Genomic DNA, 23,632 nt, shown 5'->3' on the forward strand with positions numbered 1-23,632 from the left:
TGCCACCGCTAGGACCTGAACCTAGTGCGTCTACCAATTCCGCCACCTGGGCACATTGCGATGATTGCTCACCGACTTTTTGCAGCGTTCAACCGGTTTCCCGATTCGGACATTGCTGCTCCGCTTACAGCGAAACCAAGCCAGCGGCTTGATCTCTGAAGAGTGGTGCCCAGGAGAAGACTCGAACTTCCACGGTGTTGCCACCGCTAGGACCTGAACCTAGTGCGTCTACCAATTCCGCCACCTGGGCACAAGAAACGATGATTGCTCAGCGTTTCCGTGGTACAACGTCTCAGCAACGTTGTGGGCGCGAATAATACGGGTGAGGTTTTTCCTTGTAAACCCCTGATCGCAAAAAAATTATTGTCGATTGAAAAGCTGACCCCCGAGGCTATTTCGCGCTTCAATAGGCACATGGCACACACCTCTATATATGCGTAAAGGTAATTTCATTTAATGGCCGATTGGCAAACTCTCGATCCCGAGGCCGCTCGCGAGGCGGAAAAATACGAAAACCCCATCCCCAGTCGTGAACTGATCCTGCAGCACCTGTCCGAGCGCGGTTCGCCCGCTGCCCGCGAGGAGCTGGTGGAAGAGTTTGGGCTGACCACCGATGAGCAGCTGGAAGCCCTGCGCCGCCGTTTGCGCGCCATGGAGCGAGATGGCCAGCTTATCTATACCCGCCGCGGTACCTATGCGCCGGTGGACAAGCTCGACCTGATCCGCGGGCGCGTCAGCGGTCACCGCGACGGCTTCGGCTTCCTGGTGCCGGACGACGGCAGCGACGATCTGTTCCTCAGTCCTTCGCAGATGCGCCTGGTGTTCGACGGCGATCGTGCCCTGGCACGGGTTTCCGGGCTGGATCGCCGCGGTCGTCGCGAAGGCGCGATCGTCGAGGTGATCGAGCGTGCCCACGAGACCATCGTCGGCCGCTACTTCGAAGAGGCCGGTATCGGCTATGTCGAATCCGACAACCCGAAGATCCAGCAGGAAGTGCTGGTCACTCCGGGTCGCCATGGCAATGCCAGGATCGGCCAGTTCGTCGCGATCAAGATCACCCACTGGCCGACTGCGCGCTTCCAGCCGCAGGGCGATATCGTCGAAGTGGTTGGCGACTACATGGCGCCGGGCATGGAAATCGATGTGGCGCTGCGCAGTTACGACATCCCGCATGTCTGGCCGGAGGCGGTGATCAAGGAGGCGCACAAGCTCAAGCCCGAGGTGGAAGAGGCGGACAAGGAGAAGCGCATCGACCTGCGCCACCTGCCATTCGTCACCATCGACGGCGAAGATGCCCGCGACTTCGACGATGCCGTGTACTGCGAGAAGAACAGCAGTCGCTGGAAGCTGTTTTCTGGCGGCTGGAAGCTCTATGTCGCCATCGCCGACGTGTCGCACTACGTCAAGGTCGGCTCGGCGCTGGATGAAGAAGCGACCAAGCGCGGCAACTCGGTGTACTTCCCCGAGCGGGTCGTGCCGATGCTGCCGGAGGAGCTGTCCAACGGCCTGTGCTCGCTGAATCCGCATGTCGATCGTCTGGCCATGGTCTGCGAAATGACCATGTCCAAGGCCGGCAAGCTGGTCGACTATCAGTTCTATGAGGCGGTGATCCACTCCCATGCGCGCCTGACCTACAACAAGGTCAGCGCCATGCTGGAGCAGCCGAAAAGCGGCGAGGGCAAGGCCCTGCGCACGGAGTACAAGGAAGTCCTGCCGCACCTCAAGCAGCTGTATTCCCTGTACCAGGTGCTGCTGGCCGCCCGTCACGAGCGCGGTGCCATCGATTTCGAGACCCAGGAAACCCGCATCATCTTCGGTGCCGGGCGCAAGATCGCGGAGATCCGCCCGACCCAGCGCAACGACGCGCACAAGTTGATCGAGGAATGCATGCTGGCGGCCAACGTCGCCACCGCGCAGTTCATGCAGAAGCATGAGATTCCCTCGCTGTATCGCGTGCACGACGGTCCGCCGCCGGAGCGTCTGGAGAAGCTCAAGGCTTTCCTCACCGAGCTGGGCCTGGCCCTGCACAAGGGCAAGGAAGGGCCGTCGCCGAAGGATTACCAGAAGCTGCTGGCCAGCATCCAGGGGCGTCCGGACTTCCACCTGATCCAGACCGTGATGCTGCGCTCGCTGAGCCAGGCGGTGTACAGCGCCGACAATAACGGCCACTTCGGCCTGAACTACGAGGCCTACACCCACTTCACCTCGCCGATCCGTCGCTATCCGGACCTGCTGGTGCATCGCGCCATTCGCAGCGTGGTGCGTTCCAAGCTGGATACCCCGCATGTGCGCCGCGCTGGTGCGACCAGCATGCCGCGTGCGCGCATCTACCCGTACGACGAGCCGGCCCTGGAGCAGCTCGGCGAGCAGTGCTCAATGACCGAGCGGCGCGCCGACGAGGCCACCCGTGACGTGGTCAACTGGCTCAAGTGCGAGTTCATGAAGGACCGCGTCGGCGAGATCTTCGAGGGCGTGATCACGGCGGTGACCGGTTTCGGCCTGTTCGTCGAGCTGAAGGACATCTATGTCGAAGGCCTGGTGCATGTCACCGCGCTGCCGGGCGACTACTACCACTTCGATCCCGTGCATCACCGCCTGGCCGGCGAGCGCAGCGGGCGCAGCTTCCGCCTCGGCGATAGCGTGCAGGTCAAGGTCATGCGCGTCGATCTCGACGAGCGCAAGATCGACTTCGAGCTGTCCGAGGGGGCGGTCAATGCGCCGGTCGGGCGCAAGCGCAGTGGTGTGCGCGGCGAGGGTGCCGATAAGGCGCCTGCCGAGCGCGGCTCCCGGCGTGGCAAGAGCGAGTCGGCCGGTGTCGGCAATACCGATGTGCAGAAGAGCCGCGACCTGAAGAAGGCCCTGCTCTCCGGGGCCAAGGCTGGCAGCAAGCCGGCGGGCGGTCGCGGTGGCGACGGGGCGGCGAAGAAGCCGGCTTCCAGCCATCGCAAGGGTGCGCCGAAAGCCGATGCGCCGAGCACGGCCGGCAAGCCGCGCAAACGCAAGGCCAAGTCATGAGTCAGCTGGAGAAGGTCTACGGCGTGCATGCCGTGGAAGCGCTGCTGCGTCACCATCCGAAACGGGTCAAGCAGCTGTGGCTGGCGGAAAGCCGGCATGACCCGCGGGTGCAGACCCTGGTCGAGTTGGCCGGGCAGAATCGCGTGGCGGTCGGGCACAAGGATCGTCGCGAGCTCGACGAGTGGGCCGAGGGCGTGCACCAGGGCGTGGTGGCGGAAGTCAGTCCCAGTCAGGTGTGGGGCGAGGCCATGCTCGAAGAGCTGCTCGACCGTCGCGAAGGGCCGCCGCTGCTGCTGGTGCTGGACGGCGTGACCGATCCGCACAACCTCGGCGCCTGCCTGCGTACCGCCGATGCCGCCGGCGCGCTGGCGGTGATAGTGCCCAAGGACAAGTCGGCAACCCTCAACGCCACCGTGCGCAAGGTCGCCTGCGGGGCTGCCGAAGTGATTCCGCTGGTCGCCGTGACCAACCTGGCGCGCACCCTGGAAAAGCTCCAGCAGCGCGGCCTGTGGCTGGTCGGCACCGCCGGCGAGGCCGAGCAGGAGCTGTACCAGCAGGACCTGACCGGGCCGACCGTGCTGATCATGGGCGCGGAAGGCAAGGGTATGCGCCGTCTGACTCGCGATCACTGCGATTACCTGGTCAAGCTGCCGATGTCCGGCAGCGTCAGCAGCCTCAACGTGTCGGTCGCCACCGGCGTCTGCCTGTTCGAGGCGGTGCGCCAGCGCCAGGCCAAGCGCTAGTTTGCCGTGCGTTCCGTGCCCAGAAAGCCGGCGCCGTGAGGCGCCGGTTTGCGTTGGGTGGAGTTCTTCCGAGTCAGATCGGGCTGTACAAATAATCGCCAGTCTGCCTTGCGCCTGGCGGGGGGCTTCTCTAGAATGTCGCCCCTTGCCGTGACGGCAGGCGTTTGCGCGCCCTCCGCCCGGCAAGACCAACAAGTGATATTCACTCCTTGCCTGACCGCATCCAGTGGCAGGCTACAACCCGTAAGGAGCATTTATGCGTCATTACGAAATCATCTTTCTGGTTCACCCGGACCAGAGCGAGCAAGTCGGCGGCATGGTTGAGCGTTACACCAAGCTGATCGAAGAAGACGGCGGCAAAGTGCATCGTCTGGAAGACTGGGGTCGTCGTCAGCTGGCTTACGCCATCAACAACGTCCACAAGGCCCACTACGTCATGCTGAACGTAGAGTGCAGCGGCAAGGCCCTGGCCGAGCTGGAAGACAACTTCCGTTACAACGATGCCGTGATCCGTAACCTGGTCATCCGTCGCGACGAAGCCGTTACCGGCCAGTCCGAGATGCTCAAGGCCGAAGAAAACCGCAGCGAGCGCCGTGAGCGTCGTGACCGTCCTGAGAACGCTGACTCCGCCGAAGGCGATGACAGCGATAGCAGCGACAGCGACAACGCTGACGAGTAATCCACGGATCTATTGAGGAGCCAATCTCATGGCACGTTTCTTCCGTCGTCGTAAATTCTGCCGTTTCACCGCTGAAGACGTGAAAGAGATCGATTTCAAAGATCTCAACACCCTGAAAGCCTACATCTCGGAAACCGGCAAAATCGTTCCTAGCCGTATCACCGGTACCAAGGCTCGTTATCAGCGTCAGCTGGCTACCGCTATCAAGCGCGCCCGCTTCCTGGCCCTGCTGCCCTACACCGACAGCCACGGCCGTTGATAACGGATCGTCGACTAAGTAGTAAGGGATAAACCGCATGCGCGCCTTGGCTGAGTTCATCATGCGCGGCCGCATGCAGGCCACCCTGGTGGTGGTCGGTTCCGCGGCGTTGCCGCTGTTGTTCTGGTTGAGTGCCGCCGCCAGCTGCCTGGTGCTGCTGCGGCGGGGTCTGGGGGATGCCATCGGCATCCTGGCCTGGGCGATGCTGCCGGCATTGGTCTGGTGGTATTTCGGTGAACCGCGCACCCTGCTGGTGCTGCTCGGTTCGCTGGGGCTGGCGTTGATGTTGCGCGCCGGTCAGTCCTGGGTTCGCGTGCTGCTTGGCAGCCTGGCGCTGGGTCTGGTGTTCAGTGTGGTTCTGGGGGCGGTGTTCCGCGAACCCATCGCAGGTTTGGCGGCGGAGCTGAATAAGCTGATGCCGCAGATGCTCGATGGGGTCTACCAGCAGTTGCCGGTAGACGAGCGAGCGCGCCTGGAGTCGCTGATTGCCCCGGTACTCACCGGTTTGATGGCCGCATTGCTGCAGATCGTCAGTCTGCTGTGCCTGATGCTTGGGCGTTACTGGCAGGCAGCGTTGTACAACCCCGGTGGTTTCGGGCGCGAGTTTCGCGTTCTGCGACTGCCGCCGGTGCTGGCCTTCGGCTTGCTCGCGGCCATGCTCCTCGGTCCGAATCTCGGAGTGGAGCTGGCCATGCTGACGCCGTTGTGCAGCGTCCCGCTGGCGTTTGCCGGCTTGGCGCTGCTGCACGGACTGGGACTTTCCCGGTTCTGGCTGGTGGGCCTGTACGTCTCGCTGCTGCTGTTCATGCAGCTGGTTTATCCGTTGCTGGTGGCCATGGCCATCGTCGACAGTCTGATCGATTTTCGTGGTCGCCAAGCGCGCAACAATGGCGCCGGCCCCGCGAACGGTGAAGGTTAAAAGTTAAGAGGTAAGACCCAAATGGAAGTTATCCTGCTGGAAAAAATCGCCAACCTGGGCAACCTGGGCGATAAGGTCAACGTTAAAGCCGGTTACGGCCGTAACTACCTGCTGCCGCAAGGCAAGGCCACTGCCGCTACCGCCGAGAACGTTGCTGCGTTCGAAGCGCGTCGCGCCGAGCTGGAAAAAGCTGCTGCCGAGAAGAAGGCTTCTGCCGAAGCTCGCGCTGCCCAACTGGCCGAACTGGAAGTGACCATCACTGCCAGCGCTGGCGACGAAGGCAAGCTGTTCGGCTCGATCGGTACCCACGACATCGCTGACGCCCTGACCGCCTCCGGCGTTGAAGTGGCCAAGTCTGAAGTGCGTCTGCCGAACGGCACCATTCGCCACATCGGCGAATTCGACGTAGCTGTGCACCTGCACACCGACGTTGAAGCAACCGTCAAGGTTGTGGTCGTAGCTGCCTAAGTCAGCCGACTTGCGGGCTTGCGCTCCGGCGCCGGCCTGCTGACAATCGGGCGCGACATTGCATTAGCGGTGTCGTGCCCGTTGTTTTTTCAGATAGAGCCTTTTGCAAAACATGCGTTTGTAAAAGCCTCCGCGCTTTGGAATCTCAGGTGCCATGAACGACATCAGCGTCCCCCAGCAGTACGACCTGGAAACCGCCGCACTCAAGGTGCCGCCGCATTCCATCGAGGCCGAACAGGCCGTGCTGGGCGGCCTGATGCTGGACAACAACGCTTGGGAGCGGGTGCTCGACCAGGTCTCCGACGGCGATTTCTACCGGCATGACCACCGCCTGATTTTTCGCGCCATCTACAAGTTGGCCGAGCGCAACTCGCCGTTCGACGTGGTGACCCTGTCCGAGCAGCTGGACAAGGAAGGCCAGCTGTCGCAGGTTGGCGGCCTGGCCTACCTCGGCGAGCTGGCCAAGAACACCCCGTCGGTGGCCAACATCAAGGCCTATGCGCAGATCATTCGCGAGCGCGCCACCCTGCGCCAGCTGATCGGCATCAGCTCGGAGATCGCCGACAGCGCCTATGCCCCGCAAGGCCGCACCGGCGAGGAAATCCTCGACGAGGCCGAGCGCCTGATCTTCCAGATCGCCGAGGCGCGGCCGAAGACCGGTGGCCCGGTGGGCATCAACGACATTCTGGTCAAGGCCATCGACCGCATCGACAGCCTGTTCAACGCCGGCGACGCGATCACCGGCCTGTCCACCGGCTTCACCGACCTGGACAACCTGACCAGCGGCCTGCAGCCGGCCGACATGATCATCGTCGCCGGCCGTCCGTCCATGGGTAAGACCACCTTCGCCATGAACCTGGTGGAAAACGCCCTGATGCGCAGCGACAAGGCGATCCTGGTCTACTCGCTGGAAATGCCCTCGGAGTCCATCGTCATTCGTATGCTCGCCTCGCTGGGGCGCATCGACCAGACCAAGGTGCGCTCCGGCCGCCTGGACGACGACGACTGGCCGCGCCTGACCAGTGCGGTCAACCTGCTCAACGACCGCAAGCTGTTCATCGACGACACGGCCGGCATCAGCCCCTCGGAAATGCGTGCGCGTACCCGGCGCCTGGCTCGCGAGCACGGTGAGATCGGCCTGATCATGGTCGACTACCTGCAGCTGATGCAGATTCCCGGCTCCAGCGGCGACAACCGGGTCAACGAGATCTCCGAGATCTCCCGCTCGCTCAAGGGCCTGGCCAAGGAATTCAACTGCCCGGTGATCGCCCTGTCGCAGCTCAACCGCGGCCTGGAACAGCGCCCCAACAAGCGCCCGATCAACTCCGACCTGCGCGAATCCGGGGCGATCGAGCAGGACGCCGACATCATCCTGTTCGTCTACCGCGACGAGGTCTACCACCCGGAGACCGAGTACAAGGGCGTCGCCGAAGTCATCATCGGCAAGCAGCGTAACGGCCCGCTGGGTACCGCGCGCCTGGCCTTCCTCGGCAAGTACTCGCGTTTCGAGAACCTGGCGCCGGGCAGCTACCAGTTCGACGACGAGTAATCTGCTTTCTCTAAGTCGCGATCTTCAGGCGTTCAGCTCTTGTACAGCGGTGCATTAGCCTGCTCACCCAGATACGGTTTGAGGTAGTCCTCCAGGCGTTGGCCTTCAACCTGTGCAAAGGTTTCCGCGCGGTCCTGCAGCTGCTCCACTCGGTCGATGCGGAAGTTGCGAAAGTCGTTGCGTAGCTCACACCAGCTGCACAAGGTCCAGGTTTGCCCCCAGAAGAACAGCCCTAGCGGCCAGATGCACCGTAGGCTGGTTTCTCCGCGCTCATCGCGGTAATTGATCAGCAGCTTGTGACGCTGGCGAATGGCCTGGCGCAGCTGGCCGAGCCAGTGCACCGGATACGGATTGGTTTCGGGGGCAAACAGCTGGTTGCGATTGAGCTCATCGCGCAGCTCGTTGGGTAGCACGCTGTGGATCTTCGCCAGTGCCGATTCGGCAGCCCGCTGCAGTTGTGGATCCGCCCAGGCTTTGACCATGCGCGCGCCCACAAGCAACGCTTCTATCTCCTCGCGCTCGAACATCAAGGGTGGCAAATCCATCGGTTGGCGCAGCACGTAGCCGACACCGGCTTCACCTTCCAAGGGAACTCCGGAAAGGGAGAGGTCCTGGATGTCGCGATAAATAGTGCGCACCGATACTTGCAGGTGCTCGGCCAGCCACTGGGCGGTGGTCAGGCGACGGCTGCGCAGAAACTGCACGATCTGAAATAGACGGTCGGCGCGCCTCATGTTGCCTCAGGTGCTCTCGTTCTGGATTGCCGGGCGTGCTGATGCCCGCCCGGATGCTGGGTTCAGGACATGCTGTGCAGGCCCACTTCATTACCTTCGCTGTCTTTTATCACAGCGATAAAGCCATGCGGCGCGATGGACATCTTGCTGTGGATGATCACGCCCCCTGCCGAGGGCACCCGGTTCACTACGGCATCCAGTTGTCCCTCGACGTTCAGGTAGATTCGGGTGCCGCCAATACCACTCTGTTGCTCGGCTGACTCGCTCAGGCAACCACCGACACCGCTTTCCTGTGCGTGGGGGAACAGTGCCATGCGGCCGCCCACGCCTTCCATTACCTCCAGCGGCGTTGCCAGGGCGCGCTCATAGAAGCCACGGGCACGCTCGAAGTTGCTGACAAATAGTTCGAACCAATTGATCGCATTCATTTTCTCTCTCCTTGAAGGTCAGGTGCGACAGGCAACGGCAGTATCTGACGGCGCGTTTTAGCCTGTGGAACCCACTCTAGGGGAGTGCTACTGACAGCTTATTGTCAGTAGCTTTTGCCTCGATGCGATTAAATTTGAGTCGCTAAGCGCAGTACTGCAGGTGCGTGGGTTTGGCTGGACTAGCTGGCGCTTACAGCTCGGGAACTGCGGGTTAAGATGCTTGGCTTTAGCTTGCCGTGGAGCCCTGTCATGCGTCCTCTAGTTGCCACCATCGATCTGTCAGCCATTGCCTATAACTACGCGGTGGCCAAGCGCTGTGCGCCGGGGCGCCAGGCATTCGCGGTGGTCAAGGCCAATGCCTACGGGCACGGCGTGCGCGAGGTGGTCACCGCCCTGCATGGCGAGGCCGACGGCTTTGCCGTGGCCAGCCTGGAGGAGGCCGCCGAGGTGCGGGCCATGCAGGGCGAGGCGCGCATCCTGCTGCTGGAGGGCTGCTTCGCCGCCGAGGAGCTGCCGATGGCCGCGCAGCTGCGCCTGGACCTGGTGGTGCAGGGCGAGGAGCAGCTCGCCGCGCTGCTCGCCGCCCAGCTGCCGCGCCCGCTGAACGTCTGGCTCAAGCTCGATAGCGGCATGCACCGCCTGGGCATGACGCCGGCGCGGCTGCGCGAAGTGCACGGGTGCCTGCGCGGCGCGGCGCAGGTGGCCGAGCTGAACCTGATCAGCCACTTCGCCTGTGCCGACGAGCGCGGTCATCCGCTGATCGAGCAGCAGGTGGAGGCCTTCCTCGGCCTGCTCGACCTGGATTTCGACCAGCGCAGCCTGGCCAACTCGGCGGCCCTGCTGACCATTCCGGCGGCGCACATGGACTGGCTGCGCCCCGGCATCATGCTCTACGGTTCCTCGCCGTTTGCCGAGCTGAGCGCCGCCGAGCTGGGCCTCAAGCCGGTGATGAGCCTGGATGCCGAGCTGATCGCCGTGCGCGAGGTGGCGCCGGGCGAGAGCGTCGGTTACGGCGCCAGCTGGGTCGCCACACGGCCGTCGCGCATCGGCACGGTCAGCTGCGGCTATGCCGACGGTTATCCGCGCCACGCGCCCAGCGGCACCCCGCTGCTGGTCGAGGGCCGGCGTGCGGCGCTGGTCGGGCGGGTGTCGATGGATATGCTGGCGGTGGATCTCACCGACCTGCCCGACGTGCAGGTCGGTGCCGCGGTGCAGTTGTGGGGCGCGCAGCTGCCGATCGACGAGGTGGCCCAGGCCGCCGGCACCATCGGCTACGAGCTGCTGACCAAGGTTACCGCGCGGGTGCCGCGGCGCTACCGTGGCTGATCAGCCCTTGCTCTGCGGCGCTTCGCCGAGGCCGCTGGCGATCTTGAGCACGTCCAGCTGCAGGCAGGCCTGGGGGCTCAGGCTGTCGCTCTGCATGACGAAGCCCGAGCGGCCCTGCTGCTTGGCGCGGTACAGGGCCTCGTCGGCGGACTTGTAGAGCCCGGCGAACTGCACGGCGTGCTGCGGATAGAGCGCCGCGCCGATGCTGATGGTCACCGCCAGCCGGCTGGCGCCGTAGAGCACCGGCTTGGCCAGCTCCTCGAGCAGGCGGGCGGCGATTTCCTCGGCCTGGGCCTGCGCCTGCGGCCCGCAGATCAGTACGGCGAACTCGTCGCCACCCAGGCGCGCGACCATGTCGTTGGTGCGCACATGCTCGCGCAGGCGATGGCCGATGCTGCGCAGCATCAGGTCGCCGGCGTCGTGGCCGTAGCTGTCGTTGATCGGCTTGAAGTGGTCCAGGTCGACCAGCATCAGGGCCACCGTCTCCTGGCGGCGCTGGGCGTCGGCCAGGGCGGTCTCGACCCGTTCGATCAGGTAGCGGCGGTTCGGCAGCTCGGTCAGCGGGTCATGGAAGGCCGCGTGCTGCAGCTCCTGCTCGCGCTGACAGAGGCGCTGGTTGGCCTCGGCCAGTTCGGCGGTGCGCAGGTCGACCGCGGCCTGCAGCTCGTCGGCGCTGGCCTGCATCTGCGCCAGGCGCGCGGTCTTCTCGCGGTCGGCCTGTACCAGGGCCTGGGCCTTTTCCTGCTTGAGCATCTGGATGCGGTAGGCCAGGGCGAAGGAGAACAGGATCGACTCGGCCGCCACCGAGAGCGGGAACACGTAGGCGTTCCAGGTGGCCGGCTGCACCAGGCCGGTGGCGCGCATCAGGGCCAGGCTGATGCTGCCGAGGATCAGGCCGTAGCCGAGCAAATAGAGCAGGGCCGGGTAATAGCCCTGGCGCCAGCGCAGCAGGGCCGCGCCGAGGGCCGCCGGGATGCTGGTCAGCGACAGCAGGGCGATGATCCAGGCGGCCAGATTGCGCTGGCCGAGGGCTTCAAGGCCAACGGCGATCACGTAGCAGGCGCAGGCGAAGCTCAGCAGGTGGTGGGCCCAGCGCACATGGCTGCGGGTCTGCAGCAGGGTCTGGGTAAAGCGGCAGGCGCAGAAGCCCCAGAGCGAGGGCAGGGTGACGCGGTCCAGCCAGAAGGGCACGGGATGCTCCGGCCACAGGTACTGGAAGCCGTGGCCGCTCATGCTGAGGATCATCAGCAGGGCGCCGGCGGTGGTCAGCACATACCAGAAGTAGGCGGCGTCGCGCAGGCTGAAGAAGATGAACAGGTTGTACAGCAGCAGCGCCAGGATGATGCCGTAGACCAGGCCCAGGGCGAGGTTCTCCTCGGTGGCCAGGCTGCTCAGGTCGTCGAGCTGCCAGGCCCGCAGCGGGAAGGAGTTGCCGGCCGGGTCGTAGCTGCGCAGGTAGAAGGTCAGCGGCGCCTCGCCCAGTTCCGGCAGCTTGAACAGCGTGCGTCGGTAAGGATGGTCGCGCCCCGCGGCGAAACTGACCCGTTCGCCGGCCTGGCGGCGGCTCCAGCCCAGTTCGCCGGCGGGCAGGTAGAGCTGGGTGTCCAGCTGGGTGACCGCGCCGACTTCCAGCCACCACTGGGCCGGGGCGGTGCTGGCGCGCTGCAGGCTGACCTTGATCCACCAGGGGTTGCCGCTCTGGCCGACGCTGGCGCGTCCGGCGGCGGGCACGAAGCGCTGCTGCACGGCAGGGGTGGTCAGGTCGTCGATGCTCAGCCGGCCGCCGACATCCTCCAGCAGTTCGATGTGCGGGTTCAGCGTCTGCCCGCTGCTGCCGCTTTGCAGCACGATCGGAGCGGCCATCAGCCTGCCGCAAAGGCTGGCAACGCACGTCCACAGCAGGACTTGCAAGACTGTGCGTCGCACCGTTTCCGCTCCTTGAGCCGGCCCTGGGGCAGGCAGTGAAAGTCTTTTTCCGGAGTATAGGCACAAGGTGTTCGTGATCACAAAACCGCGCGGCGCCCGCGGGCTGGCGCGTGCAGGCTTTGACTGAGCGCGGGGGTCGGACTCTGTACATTTTTTGTGCTATATTCCGCGCCCCTGAAAATCCCTGCTGGTCATCCCGATGCACGCCGCCAAGCCGTTGTTCGACTATCCGAAGTACTGGGCCGAATGTTTCGGGCCCGCACCCTTCCTGCCGATGAGCCGGGAAGAGATGGATCAACTCGGCTGGGATTCCTGCGACATCATCATCGTCACCGGCGACGCCTATGTGGACCATCCGTCCTTCGGCATGGCCATCATCGGTCGCCTGCTGGAAGCCCAGGGCTTTCGCGTCGGCATCATCGCCCAGCCCAACTGGCAGTCGAAAGACGACTTCATGAAGCTCGGCGAGCCCAACCTGTTCTTCGGCGTCGCCGCCGGCAACATGGACTCGATGATCAACCGCTACACCGCGGACAAGAAGATCCGCTCGGACGACGCCTATACCCCCGGTGGCCTGGCCGGCGCCCGCCCGGACCGCGCCAGCCTGGTCTACAGCCAGCGCTGCAAGGAAGCCTACAGGCACGTGCCGATCGTCCTCGGCGGCATCGAGGCATCCTTGCGCCGCATCGCCCACTATGACTACTGGCAGGACAAGGTCCGCCACTCGATCCTGATCGACGCCTGCGCCGACATCCTGCTGTACGGCAACGCCGAGCGCGCCATCGTCGAGGTGGCCCAGCGCATCGCCGCCGGCGAGAAGATCGAGACGATCAACGATATTCGTGGCACCGCCTTCATCCGCCGCGACACTCCCGAGGGCTGGCTGGAAGTCGACTCCACCCGTATCGACCGGCCGGGCAAGATCGACAAGATCATCAACCCCTACGTCAACACCCAGGACACCGCCGCCTGCGCCATCGAGCAGGAAAAGGGCGCGCTCGAAGACCCCAACGAGGCCAAGGTGGTGCAGCTGCTGCCGCACCCGCGCCTGGAGCGCGACAAGACGGTGATCCGCCTGCCGTCCTTCGAGAAGGTGCGCGGCGATGCCGTGCTGTATGCCCACGCCAACCGCGTGCTGCACCTGGAAACCAACCCGGGCAACGCCCGCGCCCTGGTGCAGCGCCACGGCGAGGTGGACGTGTGGTTCAACCCGCCGCCCATCCCGATGACCACCGAAGAGATGGACTACGTGTTCGGCATGCCCTACGCGCGGGTGCCGCACCCGGCCTACGGCAAGGCGAAGATCCCGGCCTACGAGATGATCCGCTTCTCGGTCAACATCATGCGTGGCTGCTTCGGCGGCTGCACCTTCTGCTCGATCACCGAGCACGAGGGGCGGATCATCCAGAGCCGCTCCCACGAGTCGATCCTGTCCGAGATCGAGGAGATGAAGAAGGTGCCGGGCTTCACCGGCGTGGTTTCCGACCTCGGCGGGCCGACCGCCAACATGTATCGCCTGGCCTGCAAGGACCCGGAGATCGAGCGCCACTGCCGCAAGCCGTCCTGCGTGTTCCCCGGCATCTGCGAGAACCTGAATACCGACCACAGCTCCTTGATCGAGCTGTACCGCAAGGCCCGCGCCCTGCCCGGGGTGAAGAAGATCCTGATCGCCTCCGGTCTGCGCTATGACCTCGCCGTGGAGTCGCCGGAGTACGTCAAGGAGCTGGTCACCCATCACGTCGGCGGTTACCTGAAGATTGCCCCGGAGCACACCGAGGAAGGCCCGCTGACCAAGATGATGAAGCCGGGCATCGGCAGCTACGACAAGTTCAAGCGCATGTTCGAGAAGTACTCGAAGGAGGCGGGCAAGGAGCAGTACCTGATCCCGTACTTTATCGCTGCCCATCCTGGTACGACGGACGAGGACATGATGAACCTCGCCCTGTGGCTCAAGCGCAATGACTTCCGCGCCGACCAGGTGCAGGCCTTCTACCCGTCGCCGATGGCCACCGCCACCGCCATGTACCACTCGGGCAAGAACCCGCTGCGCAAGGTCACCTACAAGAGCGATGGCGTGGAGATCGTCAAGAGCGAGGCCCAGCGTCGCCTGCACAAGGCCTTCCTGCGCTACCACGATCCGAAAGGCTGGCCGATGCTGCGCGAGGCGCTGGAGCGCATGGGCCGCAGCGACCTGATCGGCAACGGCAAGCAGCACCTGATCCCGGCCTACCAGCCGGCCACCGACAGCTACCAGAGCGCGCGCCGCAAGAACTCCACCCCGGCCGGCAGCAAGAAGGTCGGCAAGGCCCTGCTCACCCAGCACAGCGGCCTGCCGCCGCGCGCCAGCGATGGCGGCAAGCCGTGGGACAAGCGCGAGGAGGCCAAGGCCGCCGCGCTGGCGCGCAACAAGGCTGCGGCCAAGGAACGCGCCGACGAGAAGAAGGGCAAGAAGAAGCCGCTCAAGCGCCCCGTCGCACCGCGCTGAGGCGTCGTTGCGCCCGGCGCTGCGCCCTTATGGTGCGTGGCGCCGGGTGTTCGGTATCTGTCTGCGATCCCGCGAGGCCCGTTTTAATGCGCTATGGCGCGATGCCCAGCAGATTGTCGGCCGGCTCTCAGGCCAGGCCGTGGGCCCGGAAGTACTCCACATAGGCCTTGTCGACCTTGAGGATATGGTGGATCAGCCAGTCCTTGAGCAGCACCAGCGCCTCGACCCCCACCTCCTCGCCGGCATCGTGGCGGCCCAGCAGGGACATCACCTGGCCGCTGAACAGGTTGTGCTGGGCCTGGTGCGCGTCGGTCTGCGGGTATTTGAGGCGGATGAACAGGTTTTCTTCGACGATGAAGTGGTTCATCACGTAATCCATCAGCCCTTCCAGCAGTTCGCCGACGTGCTCCGCCCGCGCCGAGCCCTGCAGGGCGTCGTGCAGGGCATTGGTCTGGTCCACCAGCCAGCGGTGCTGCTCGTCGATCTCGCGGATCCCCACCTGCAGCTCTTCGGTCCATGGCATGAAGGTCATGTACTACTCCCGGTCTCTTGTTGTAGTGGCGCATATTGCAGGCTCTGCGCCGGCGCTCGTTGATCCGGGTCAATCGGACGGATGGCACAACTCTTGCCCCTTCCAGGTATCGCCCTGGCTTGCAGGAGACCCGCCGTGTCGATTCATGTCGCACTGCACCACGTCACCCACTACCGCTACGATCGGCCGGTCAACCTCGGCCCGCAGATCGTCCGCCTGCGTCCGGCGCCGCACAGCCGCACGCGCGTTCTGTCCTACGCCCTGAGCGTCGAGCCGGGCGAGCACTTCATCAACTGGCAGCAGGACCCCCAGGGCAACTACCTGGCGCGCCTGGTGTTCCCGGACAAGACCGACGAACTGAAGATCGCCGTCGACCTGGTCGCCGAGATGGCGGTGTTCAACCCCTTCGACTTCTTCCTCGAGCCCTACGCCGAGCAGATTCCCTTTGCCTACACCGCCGGCGAGCAGCGCGAGCTGGCGCCCTACCTGGTCAAGCTGCCGGCCGGCGCGCTGTTCGCCGACTACCTGGCCGGGATCGAGCGCAAGCCCACCGCCAGCGTGGATTTCCTGGTGGCGCTGAACCAGAAACTGGCCACCGATATCGGCTACCTGATCCGCCTGGAACCGGGCGTGCAGAGCCCCGAGCAGACCCTGGAGAAGGCCTCCGGCTCCTGCCGCGACTCGGCCTGGTTGCTGGTGCAGCTGCTGCGTCATCTGGGCCTGGCCGCGCGCTTCGTCTCCGGCTACCTGATCCAGCTCACTGCCGACGTGAAGGCCCTCGACGGCCCCAGTGGCAGCGAAGTGGACTTCACCGACCTGCACGCCTGGTGCGAGGTGTACCTGCCCGGCGCCGGCTGGATCGGCCTCGATCCGACTTCCGGGCTGTTCGCCGGCGAAGGCCACATTCCCCTGGCCTGCAGCCCGGAGCCGTCCTCGGCGGCGCCGATCAGCGGGGCGGTGGACGAATGCGAGTGCGAGTTTGAACACGAGATGCACGTCGAACGCATCTGGGAGGCGCCGCGGGTCACCAAACCGTACAGCGAGGAACAGTGGCAGGCGATCGTCGAGGTCGGCGCGCAGATCGATGCCGACCTCGACGCCCATGACGTGCGCCTGACCATGGGCGGCGAGCCGACCTTCGTCGCCCTCGACTTTCCCGACGACGAGGAGTGGAACACCGCCGCCCAGGGGCCGAACAAGCGGCGCCTGGCCGGCGAGCTGTTCCACCGCCTGCGCCAGCATTACGCGCCCAAGGCCCTGGTGCACTTCGGCCAGGGCAAGTGGTACCCGGGCGAGCAGCTGCCGCGCTGGTCGCTCAACTGCTACTGGCGCAAGGACGGCGAACCGATCTGGCAGGATGCGGCGCTGTATGCCGACGAGAGCCGCTACTACGGTGCCGACGCGCGCCTGGCCGGGCGCTTCCTGGCCACGCTCGCCGGGCACCTGGGCCTCTGCGCCGAGCACGTCTTCCCAGCCTACGAGGATTGGCTCTATTACCTGTGGCGTGAGCGCCGCCTGCCGGCCAACGTCACCCCGGACGACCCGCGCCTGGCCGACCCGCTGGAGCGCGAGCGCCTGCGCAAGGTATTCAGCCGCGGTGTCGGCGAAGTGGTCGGGCATATCCTGCCGCTGGCGCGCAGCGAGGACGGTGCGCATTGGCACAGCGGCCCCTGGTTCCTCCGTGATGAACACTGCCGGCTGATTCCCGGCGACTCGCCGCTGGGCTACCGCCTGCCGCTGGACTCGCAGCCCTGGGTCAGCGAGTTCGACTACCCCTACGTGCAGCCGCAGGATCCCAACCAGACGCTCGCCCCGCTGCCGCGCCGCCAGCAGATCCAGCAAGCGCTGCATCAGCCGCTGTTCCCCAACAGCCGGCAGAAGATCCAGGCGCAGCGAGCGCCGGAGCCGTTCGAGTCGGCACGGGAGGTGGTGCGTACCGCGCTGTGTGCCGAACCGCGCGATGGCCGGCTGTACCTGTTTATGCCGCCGCTGGCCGAGCTGGAGCATTACCTGGAGCTGGTCGCCGCCATCGAGGCCACCGCCGCCGAGCTGCGCTGCCCGGTGCTGCTGGAAGGCTACGAGCCGCCCAGCGATCCACGCCTGAGCTATTTCCGCATCACCCCGGACCCCGGTGTGATCGAGGTGAATATCCATCCGGCGGCCAGCTGGTACGAGCTGGTCGAACGCACCGAGTTTCTCTACGAGGCGGCGCGGCAGACCCGCCTGTCCAGCGAGAAATTTATGCTCGACGGCCGCCACACCGGCACCGGCGGCGGCAACCACTTCGTCCTCGGTGGCGCCACCCCGGCGGACTCGCCGTTCCTGCGCCGGCCGGACCTGCTGCGCAGCCTGATCAGCTACTGGCACAACCACCCGTCGCTGTCCTACCTGTTCAGCGGCCTGTTTATCGGCCCGACCTCCCAGGCGCCGCGCGTCGACGAGGCGCGCAACGATGCCCTCTACGAGCTGGAGATCGCCTTCGCCCAGATACCCGAGCCGGGACGCGACTGCCCGCCCTGGCTGGTCGACCGCCTGCTGCGCAACCTGCTGGTGGATGTCAGCGGCAACACCCACCGCGCCGAGTTCTGCATCGACAAGCTGTACTCGCCGGACTCTAGCTCCGGGCGCCTCGGCCTGCTCGAACTGCGTGCCTTCGAGATGCCGCCCCATGCGCGCATGAGCCTGGCCCAGCAGGTGCTGCTGCGCGGCCTGCTCGCGCGCTTCTGGGTCGAACCCTACCGCCCGGCCCGGCTGGCGCGCTGGGGTACCGAGCTGCACGACCGCTTCCTGTTGCCGCACTTCGTCGAGCAGGACTTCCACGATGTGCTGCACGAGCTGAATGCCTTCGGTTATCCGGTGCGCGCCGAGTGGTTCGCGCCGCACTTCGAGTTCCGCTTTCCCAAGGTCGGCGACTACCAGGTCAAGGGCATCGAGCTGGAACTGCGCCAGGCCCTGGAGCCCTGGCATGTGCTGGGCGAGGAGGGCGCGCCGGGCGGCACCGTGCGCTACGTGGATTCCTCGCTGGAGCGCCTGCAGGTGCGCCTCGATGGCCTGGCGCCGGACCGCTATGTGCTGACCTGCAACGGCGTGCCGGTGCCGCTGCGTGCCACCGGCAAGGTCGGCGAGTTCGTTGGCGGCGTGCGCTACCGCGCCTGGCAGCCACCGAACTGCCTGCAGCCGACCATCGGCGTGCACGCGCCGCTGGTGTTCGACCTGGTCGATAGCTGGATGCAGCGCTCGCTGGGCGGCTGCCAGTACCATGTCGCCCATCCCGGCGGGCGCAACTACGACAGCCTGCCGGTGAATGCCTACGAGGCCGAGAGCCGGCGCCTGGCGCGCTTCTTCCGCCACGGCCACACGCCGGGCCCGCTGTCGCCGCGGCCGCCGGTCAACAATAATGAACTGCCGATGACCCTGGACCTGCGCCGCAGCTGATCCCGTCCGGAGCGGCTGCAGGAGCCCGCGTGCGGCTCCTGCGTCACTGATTGAGCCAACCATGCCTGACCTGCTTGCCGATTACCCGTCGCCCGACGGCGCCTACCACGAACTGCTCGACGCGGCGGGCCAGGTGCGCCCGCACTGGCGCCGGCTGTTCGAGCAGTTGCAGCGCAGCAGCCCGGCGCAGCTGCAGCAGCGCCAGGCCCTGCTGAGCCGGCAGATCCAGGAAAACGGCGTGACCTACAACGTCTACGCCGCCCCGGACGGTGCCGACCGCCCGTGGGAGCTGGACCTGCTGCCCAACGTGATCCCCGCCGAGGAGTGGCAGACCATCGCCGCCGGCGTGGCCCAGCGCGCGACCCTGCTGAACGGCGTGCTGGCCGACCTGTACGGCCCGCAGCAGCTGATCGCCGAGGGCCTGCTGCCGGCCGAGCTGGTGTTCGGCCACAACAACTTCCTCTGGCCGTGCCAGGGTGTGCAGCCGCCGGGCGGCACCTTCCTGCACCTGTACGCGGTGGACCTGGCGCGGGCGCCGGACGGGCGCTGGTGGGTCACCGCCGACCGCACCCAGGCGCCCTCCGGCGCCGGCTATGCCCTGGAGAACCGGCAGATCGTCTCGCGCGCCTTTCCCGAGCTGTACCGCGACCTGCGCGTGCAGTACCTGGCCGGCTTCTTCCGCACCCTGCAGGACACACTGGCGCGCCAGGCGCCGGTAGCCGGTGGTGAAACGCCGCTGGTGGTGCTGCTGACCCCGGGGCGCTTCAACGAAAGCTATTTCGAACATTTATACCTGGCCCGCCAGCTCGGCTACCCGCTGGTCGAAGGCAGCGACCTGACCGTGCGCGACGCCTGTGTCTACCTAAAGACCCTGGCCGGCCTGCGCCGCGTGCATGCGCTGCTGCGCCGGCTGGACGACGACTTCTGCGACCCGCTGGAGCTGCGCACCGACTCGGCCCTCGGCGTGCCCGGCCTGCTCGAAGCGGTGCGCCAGGGCAATGTGCTGGTGGCCAATGCCCTGGGCAGCGGCGTGCTGGAGTCGCCCGGGCTGCCCGGCTTCCTGCCGGCGATCAGCGAGCAGCTGCTGGGCGAGGAACTGCTGCTGCCGTCCATCGCCAGCTGGTGGTGCGGCGAGCCGCCGGTGCTGGACGAGGCCCTGGAAAAGCTCGACGAGCTGCTGGTGCGCCCCAGCTTCCCCTCGCAGAGCTTCGCCCCGGTACTGGGGCGCGATCTGGATCAGGTGCAGCGCGCCGCCCTGGCCGAACGCCTCAAGGCGCGGCCCTATGCCTACGTGGCCCAGGCCCTGGCGCAGCTGTCGCAGGCGCCGGTGTGGCAGGCCGAGGAGGGCAGGCTGGCGCCGCGCGCGATCGGCATGCGCGTGTTCGCCGTGGCCAGCGCCGACGGCTACCGGGTGCTGCCCGGCGGCCTGACCCGGGTGGCGGCCGAGGCCGACGCCGAAGTGGTGTCGATGCAGCGCGGCGGGGCGAGCAAGGACACCTGGGTGCTCGGCGAGCGGCATGCCGGCGGCGAGCCCTGGCAGTGGCTACGGCCGCTGGGCGTGGCCGACCTGGTGCGCAGCGACCCCTACCTGCCGTCAAGGGTGGTGGAAAACCTGTTCTGGTTCGGCCGCTACAGCTCGCGCTGCGAGGATGGCGCCCGCCTGCTGCGGATCATGCTGGCCCGTTACGTCGACGATGACGACGATCCGCAGGCCCTGCAGACCGCCCTGGCCCTGGGCGAGAGCCTCGGCCTGCTGCCCGATGCCAGCGAAGGCTCGCTGGAGGAGCGCCTGCTGCAGGCCGTGCTCGGCGCAGACTGGCCGGCCAGCCTGCGTGCCAACCTGCAGCGTTTGCAGTGGGCCGCCGGCAGCGTGCGCGGCAAGCTGTCGCGGGAGAACTGGCAGGCGCTGATCGAACTGCAGCGCGAGGCCCAGGCCCTGGAGGCGCAGCAGGCCGATCTGGGCGAGCTGCTGGAATTTCTCAACCGCCTGCTGATGTCGCTGGCGGCGCTGTCCGGCTTCGCCCTCGACGACATGACCCGCGACGACGGCTGGCGCTTCCTCATGCTCGGCCGTTGCATCGAGCGCCTGCAGTTCCTCGCCGAGAGCATCGCCGAGTTCCTCCGCAGCCGCGCGGTGCACGACCAGTCGGCGCTGGAGTGGCTGCTGGAGCTGGGCAACAGCAGCATCACCTACCGCACCCGCTACCTGGCCAGCGCGCAGCTGATCCCGGTGCTCGACCTGCTTCTGCTCGACGAGCAGAACCCGCACGCCGTGCTGTTCCAGTTGCGCATGCTGGTGCGGGCCCTGGCGGGGCTGGACGAGCGTTTCGAATTCGTCGCCGTCAGCCGCCTGGGCGAGCTGGAGCAGCAGCTCGCTGCCTTCAACCTGGCCAGTCTGGAGAACCCGCTGTTCGGCAGCGCCGGCATTCGCGCGGTGCTCGGCGGTTTGGCCGACCTGCTGCTGCAGATAGTCGCCGGCGCCGGCCAGGTTTCCGACCAGCTCGGCCTGCGCTTCTTCGTGCATGTCGACGCCAGCCAGCGGACCCAGTCCTCATGAGCCCGAGCAGCGCCCACTACCAGATCCTCCACGACACCCATTACCGCTACTCGGCGCCGGTGTCCCTGGCCCAGCAGCTGGCGCATCTGTGGCCGAGAGACTGCGCGTGGCAGCGCTGCACGGAGCGCCAGCTGCTGGTCAGCCCGCAGCCGAGCAAGCGCCAGGATGGCCTCGATGTGTACGGCAATCCGCTGACCCGCCTGGCCTTCGAGCGCCCCCACGACGAGCTGAAGGTCTGCGCGCGCCTGCGCGTCGAGGTGCTGGCCCGGCCGCGTTTCGCTCTGGCCGACTCGCCGCCCTGGGAGCAGGCCTGCGCCGCCCTCGGCTACAGCGGCCAGCCGCTCGCCCCGGCACTGCTGGAAGCGACCCGCTACCGCTTCGAGTCGCCCTATGTGCACCTCAAGCAGGTGTTCGGCGAGTACGCCGCCGACTGCTTCGTGCCCGGGCGGCCGCTGCTGCTGGCGGCGGCCGCGCTGATGCAGAAGATCTTCGCCGAATTCACCTTCGATGCCGCCGCCACCCAGGTGGCGACCCCGTTGCTCAAGGTGCTGGAGGCGCGCCGCGGGGTGTGCCAGGACTTCGCCCACCTGATGCTCGCCTGTCTGCGCTCGCGCGGCCTGGCGGCGCGCTACGTCAGCGGCTACCTGCTGACCCAGCCGCCGCCCGGCCAGCCGCGGCTGATCGGCGCCGACGCCTCGCACGCCTGGGTCTCGGTGTACTGCCCGCGCCAGGGCTGGGTGGACTTCGACCCGACCAACAACCTGCTGCCGGCGCTGGAGCACATCACCCTCGGCTGGGGTCGCGACTTCGCCGACGTGTCGCCGCTGCGCGGGGTGATCCTCGGCGGCGGCAGCCACGACCCGGAAGTCAGCGTCACCGTGCTGCCCCTGGGCGAGTTGCACGGCGCGGTCGGCTGATCAGGGTGCCAGTTTGCGCTTCAGGGCACTGGCGACCGGCTGGGGCAGGCTGGGCAGGGCGCGCAGCAAGTACGGCAACAGCTTGCGTTTGGCGCCGCTGAGCGACTCCGGGACCAGCGCTTCAATCAGGTGCGGGCCGGGGTGCGACTGGGCGTACTCCAGTGCCTTGAGCAGCTCCTCGGCGGTGCTCACCCGAACGCCATGCACGCCCATGCCCTGGGCGAGCTGGGCAAAGTTCAGCACTGGGCCGCGCAAGTCGAGTTGCGACCTGGCCTTGGGCCCGGCCCCCGCGGCGCCGACCCGTTCCAGTTCGACATTGAGCACGGAATACGAGGCATTGTTGAAAATGATCGAGGTGACGTTGAGCTGCTCGCGGGCCATGGTCCAGAGCGACTGGATGGTATACATCGCGGTGCCGTCGCCGATCAGTGCCAGAACCGGGCGTGCGGGGCAGGCGATGGCGGCGCCGATGGCGTTCGGCAAGCCTTGGCCGATGGCGCCGCCGGTGAGGGTGAGCAGGTCGTGGCGGGGGGCGCCGCTGGTCATCAGGTTCAACATGAGGCCCGAGGTGATGGCCTCATCGATCAGAATCGTGCCTTCCTGCAGGGTGTGACCGACGGCCTTGCAGACCTTCGCCGCCGTCAGCTTGCCCCGCGGTCTGGACGGGCGCTGCGCCGGCTGCAGCTCTGCCGGTGTCGCGCCGGCACCCAGGGCGGCGACCAGTTTTTCCAGGCTGGCCGTGGTGTCCTGATCCGCGCCGGCCAGGGTGTGTACCCGGCACGTGTCGGGCACCAGATAGCTTTTCTTGCCCGGGTAGGCGAAGAAGGAAACGGGCGCCTTGGCATCCACCAGGATGAGCTCCTCGATCTCTGCCAACTGAACCCCAGCCATTTCGGCCATGTAGGCGATGCGCTCGACCGCGGGCAGCCCTGCGCCCCGCTCCATGCGAGTCGGGAAAACCTCGGCCAGCAGTTTGACGCCGCTATGCGCGGCAATGCGCCCCGCCGCGAGCAGGTCGGCTTCGCGCAGCGCGCGGCCGCCCAGCAGCAGAGCCACGTTGCGGCCCGAACGGATGACCTGGGCCAGGGCGGCCACCGTGTCATCGCCGGCCACGGGCGGCTGTTCCGCGGCCGGGACTTGGCAAGGCACGCCGCCCTCGCCCCACGACACGTCGGCCGGCAGGATCAGCGTGGCGACCTGCCCCGGGTAGCCGCGGGCGACACGAATGGCTTCGGCCGCGTCGCGGCACAGGTCTTCGGTGCGAGCGGGGGTTCGCACGAAGTTCGGCGACACGTTGCGGGCGACCGTTTCGATATCGGACTGCAGCTGGGCGTCGTATTTGACATGGTAGGTGGCATGGTCGCCGACGATGTTGACCACCGGGACCTTGCCCTTGCGCGCATTGTGCAGGTTGGCCAGGCCGTTGCCGAGGCCGCAGCCCAAATGCAGCAAGGTGGCGGCCGGTTTGTCGGCCATGCGGGCATAACCGTCGGCGGCACCGGTGGCCACCCCTTCGAACAGGGCGAGCACGGCGCGCATGCGCGGCTCGCTGTCGAGTGCGGCGACGAAGTGCATCTCGCTGGTTCCGGGGTTGCTGAAGCAGACTTCGATTCCGCCATCGACCAGCGTCTTCATCAAGGCTTGGGCACCGTTGGGCATG

At 66.4% G+C, this 23,632-nt stretch carries 17 protein-coding genes and 2 tRNA genes (1 of these 19 running past the window's edge); 12 read left to right on the forward strand and 7 right to left on the reverse strand.

Going from position 1 to position 23,632, the window contains the following annotated elements:
* Window positions 1-52 (reverse strand) — tRNA-Leu (locus F3I16_RS21050) (it extends 135 nt beyond the left edge of the window).
* A 111-nt stretch (window positions 53-163) separates the two neighbouring features.
* Window positions 164-250 (reverse strand) — tRNA-Leu (locus F3I16_RS05055).
* Window positions 251-456: 206 nt separating this feature from the next.
* Between F3I16_RS05055 and rnr the strand changes: the two genes are divergently transcribed.
* The 7 genes from rnr to dnaB all read left to right on the forward strand — a co-directional run bounded on the left by rnr (window position 457) and on the right by dnaB (window position 7,632).
* Window positions 457-3,015, forward strand: coding sequence for a ribonuclease R (rnr, locus tag F3I16_RS05060; RefSeq protein ID WP_160492618.1), 2,559 nt, complete (start codon window positions 457-459; stop codon window positions 3,013-3,015).
* Window positions 3,012-3,758, forward strand: a complete 747-nt coding sequence (gene rlmB / locus F3I16_RS05065) for a 23S rRNA (guanosine(2251)-2'-O)-methyltransferase RlmB (protein ID WP_160489326.1) — start codon at window positions 3,012-3,014, stop codon at window positions 3,756-3,758. The genes rnr and rlmB overlap by 4 nt, the downstream gene beginning before the upstream one ends.
* Before the next feature lie 256 nt (window positions 3,759-4,014).
* A complete protein-coding gene (gene rpsF / locus F3I16_RS05070; RefSeq protein ID WP_160082679.1) occupies window positions 4,015-4,437 on the forward strand; it encodes a 30S ribosomal protein S6 in 423 nt (140 codons plus the stop codon).
* 28 nt (window positions 4,438-4,465) lie between these two features.
* Entirely contained in the window at window positions 4,466-4,696 is a 231-nt protein-coding gene (rpsR, locus tag F3I16_RS05075) for a 30S ribosomal protein S18 (protein WP_003246847.1), read from the forward strand.
* A gap of 37 nt (window positions 4,697-4,733) precedes the next feature.
* Entirely contained in the window at window positions 4,734-5,615 is an 882-nt protein-coding gene (locus tag F3I16_RS05080) for a hypothetical protein (RefSeq protein WP_160492619.1), read from the forward strand.
* 21 nt (window positions 5,616-5,636) lie between these two features.
* Window positions 5,637-6,083, forward strand: a complete 447-nt coding sequence (gene rplI / locus F3I16_RS05085) for a 50S ribosomal protein L9 (protein ID WP_160489324.1) — start codon at window positions 5,637-5,639, stop codon at window positions 6,081-6,083.
* Between the two features lie 154 nt (window positions 6,084-6,237).
* Window positions 6,238-7,632 carry a replicative DNA helicase gene (gene dnaB / locus F3I16_RS05090; RefSeq protein WP_160082673.1) on the forward strand — a complete coding sequence of 465 codons (1,395 nt, stop codon included), beginning with the start codon at window positions 6,238-6,240 and terminating at the stop codon, window positions 7,630-7,632.
* Between the two features lie 32 nt (window positions 7,633-7,664).
* Here the strand turns inward: dnaB and F3I16_RS05095 are convergent, their stop codons facing one another.
* Window positions 7,665-8,366, reverse strand: a complete 702-nt coding sequence (locus tag F3I16_RS05095; RefSeq protein WP_160492620.1) for a YafY family protein — start codon at window positions 8,364-8,366, stop codon at window positions 7,665-7,667.
* Between the two features lie 62 nt (window positions 8,367-8,428).
* A complete protein-coding gene (locus tag F3I16_RS05100) occupies window positions 8,429-8,794 on the reverse strand; it encodes a VOC family protein (RefSeq protein ID WP_160492621.1) in 366 nt (121 codons plus the stop codon).
* 249 nt (window positions 8,795-9,043) lie between these two features.
* Between F3I16_RS05100 and alr the strand changes: the two genes are divergently transcribed.
* Window positions 9,044-10,120, forward strand: coding sequence for an alanine racemase (gene alr, locus F3I16_RS05105; protein ID WP_160492622.1), 1,077 nt, complete (start codon window positions 9,044-9,046; stop codon window positions 10,118-10,120).
* On the opposite strand, the gene F3I16_RS05110 is transcribed toward alr, so the two are convergent.
* Complete coding sequence (locus F3I16_RS05110; protein WP_160492623.1) at window positions 10,121-11,983, reverse strand: diguanylate cyclase; 1,863 nt, start codon at window positions 11,981-11,983, stop codon at window positions 10,121-10,123.
* Between the two features lie 262 nt (window positions 11,984-12,245).
* Here F3I16_RS05110 and F3I16_RS05115 point away from each other — a divergent pair, with 262 nt between their 5' ends.
* Complete coding sequence (locus F3I16_RS05115) at window positions 12,246-14,531, forward strand: YgiQ family radical SAM protein (RefSeq protein WP_160492624.1); 2,286 nt, start codon at window positions 12,246-12,248, stop codon at window positions 14,529-14,531.
* A 127-nt stretch (window positions 14,532-14,658) separates the two neighbouring features.
* Here the strand turns inward: F3I16_RS05115 and F3I16_RS05120 are convergent, their stop codons facing one another.
* The gene (locus F3I16_RS05120) at window positions 14,659-15,063 is read right to left on the reverse strand and encodes a bacteriohemerythrin (RefSeq protein WP_160492625.1); all 405 of its coding nucleotides are present in this window, start codon (window positions 15,061-15,063) and stop codon (window positions 14,659-14,661) included.
* A 135-nt stretch (window positions 15,064-15,198) separates the two neighbouring features.
* Between F3I16_RS05120 and F3I16_RS05125 the strand changes: the two genes are divergently transcribed.
* The 3 genes from F3I16_RS05125 to F3I16_RS05135 all read left to right on the forward strand — a co-directional run bounded on the left by F3I16_RS05125 (window position 15,199) and on the right by F3I16_RS05135 (window position 21,972).
* Window positions 15,199-18,498 (forward strand): transglutaminase family protein, encoded by a 3,300-nt coding sequence (locus F3I16_RS05125; RefSeq protein WP_160492626.1) that lies wholly within the window; start codon window positions 15,199-15,201, stop codon window positions 18,496-18,498.
* 61 nt (window positions 18,499-18,559) lie between these two features.
* Window positions 18,560-21,055 (forward strand): circularly permuted type 2 ATP-grasp protein, encoded by a 2,496-nt coding sequence (locus F3I16_RS05130; RefSeq protein WP_160492627.1) that lies wholly within the window; start codon window positions 18,560-18,562, stop codon window positions 21,053-21,055.
* Window positions 21,052-21,972 carry a transglutaminase family protein gene (locus tag F3I16_RS05135; protein ID WP_160492628.1) on the forward strand — a complete coding sequence of 307 codons (921 nt, stop codon included), beginning with the start codon at window positions 21,052-21,054 and terminating at the stop codon, window positions 21,970-21,972. The genes F3I16_RS05130 and F3I16_RS05135 overlap by 4 nt, the downstream gene beginning before the upstream one ends.
* Here F3I16_RS05135 and F3I16_RS05140 read toward each other — a convergent pair whose 3' ends face one another.
* Window positions 21,973-23,631 (reverse strand): acetolactate synthase large subunit, encoded by a 1,659-nt coding sequence (locus tag F3I16_RS05140; RefSeq protein WP_160492629.1) that lies wholly within the window; start codon window positions 23,629-23,631, stop codon window positions 21,973-21,975.
* Window position 23,632 lies beyond the last annotated feature (1 nt).

This window comes from Pseudomonas sp. L-22-4S-12 (assembly GCF_009799935.1).
Classification (GTDB): domain Bacteria; phylum Pseudomonadota; class Gammaproteobacteria; order Pseudomonadales; family Pseudomonadaceae; genus Aquipseudomonas.

Bases quoted from the DNA above. Each gene is read 5' to 3' on its own strand.
- F3I16_RS05100 (WP_160492621.1), bottom strand. From the start codon at position 8,794: ATGAATGCGATCAATTGGTTCGAACTATTTGTCAGCAACTTCGAGCGT.
- rlmB (WP_160489326.1), top strand. From the start codon at position 3,012: ATGAGTCAGCTGGAGAAGGTCTACGGCGTGCATGCCGTGGAAGCGCTG.
- alr (WP_160492622.1), top strand. From the start codon at position 9,044: ATGCGTCCTCTAGTTGCCACCATCGATCTGTCAGCCATTGCCTATAAC.
- F3I16_RS05080 (WP_160492619.1), top strand. From the start codon at position 4,734: ATGCGCGCCTTGGCTGAGTTCATCATGCGCGGCCGCATGCAGGCCACC.
- F3I16_RS05115 (WP_160492624.1), top strand. From the start codon at position 12,246: ATGCACGCCGCCAAGCCGTTGTTCGACTATCCGAAGTACTGGGCCGAA.
- rplI (WP_160489324.1), top strand. From the start codon at position 5,637: ATGGAAGTTATCCTGCTGGAAAAAATCGCCAACCTGGGCAACCTGGGC.
- rpsF (WP_160082679.1), top strand. From the start codon at position 4,015: ATGCGTCATTACGAAATCATCTTTCTGGTTCACCCGGACCAGAGCGAG.
- F3I16_RS05095 (WP_160492620.1), bottom strand. From the start codon at position 8,366: ATGAGGCGCGCCGACCGTCTATTTCAGATCGTGCAGTTTCTGCGCAGC.
- F3I16_RS05140 (WP_160492629.1), bottom strand. From the start codon at position 23,631: ATGCCCAACGGTGCCCAAGCCTTGATGAAGACGCTGGTCGATGGCGGA.
- dnaB (WP_160082673.1), top strand. From the start codon at position 6,238: ATGAACGACATCAGCGTCCCCCAGCAGTACGACCTGGAAACCGCCGCA.
- F3I16_RS05135 (WP_160492628.1), top strand. From the start codon at position 21,052: ATGAGCCCGAGCAGCGCCCACTACCAGATCCTCCACGACACCCATTAC.
- F3I16_RS05110 (WP_160492623.1), bottom strand. From the start codon at position 11,983: ATGGCCGCTCCGATCGTGCTGCAAAGCGGCAGCAGCGGGCAGACGCTG.
- F3I16_RS05130 (WP_160492627.1), top strand. From the start codon at position 18,560: ATGCCTGACCTGCTTGCCGATTACCCGTCGCCCGACGGCGCCTACCAC.
- rpsR (WP_003246847.1), top strand. From the start codon at position 4,466: ATGGCACGTTTCTTCCGTCGTCGTAAATTCTGCCGTTTCACCGCTGAA.
- F3I16_RS05120 (WP_160492625.1), bottom strand. From the start codon at position 15,063: ATGACCTTCATGCCATGGACCGAAGAGCTGCAGGTGGGGATCCGCGAG.
- rnr (WP_160492618.1), top strand. From the start codon at position 457: ATGGCCGATTGGCAAACTCTCGATCCCGAGGCCGCTCGCGAGGCGGAA.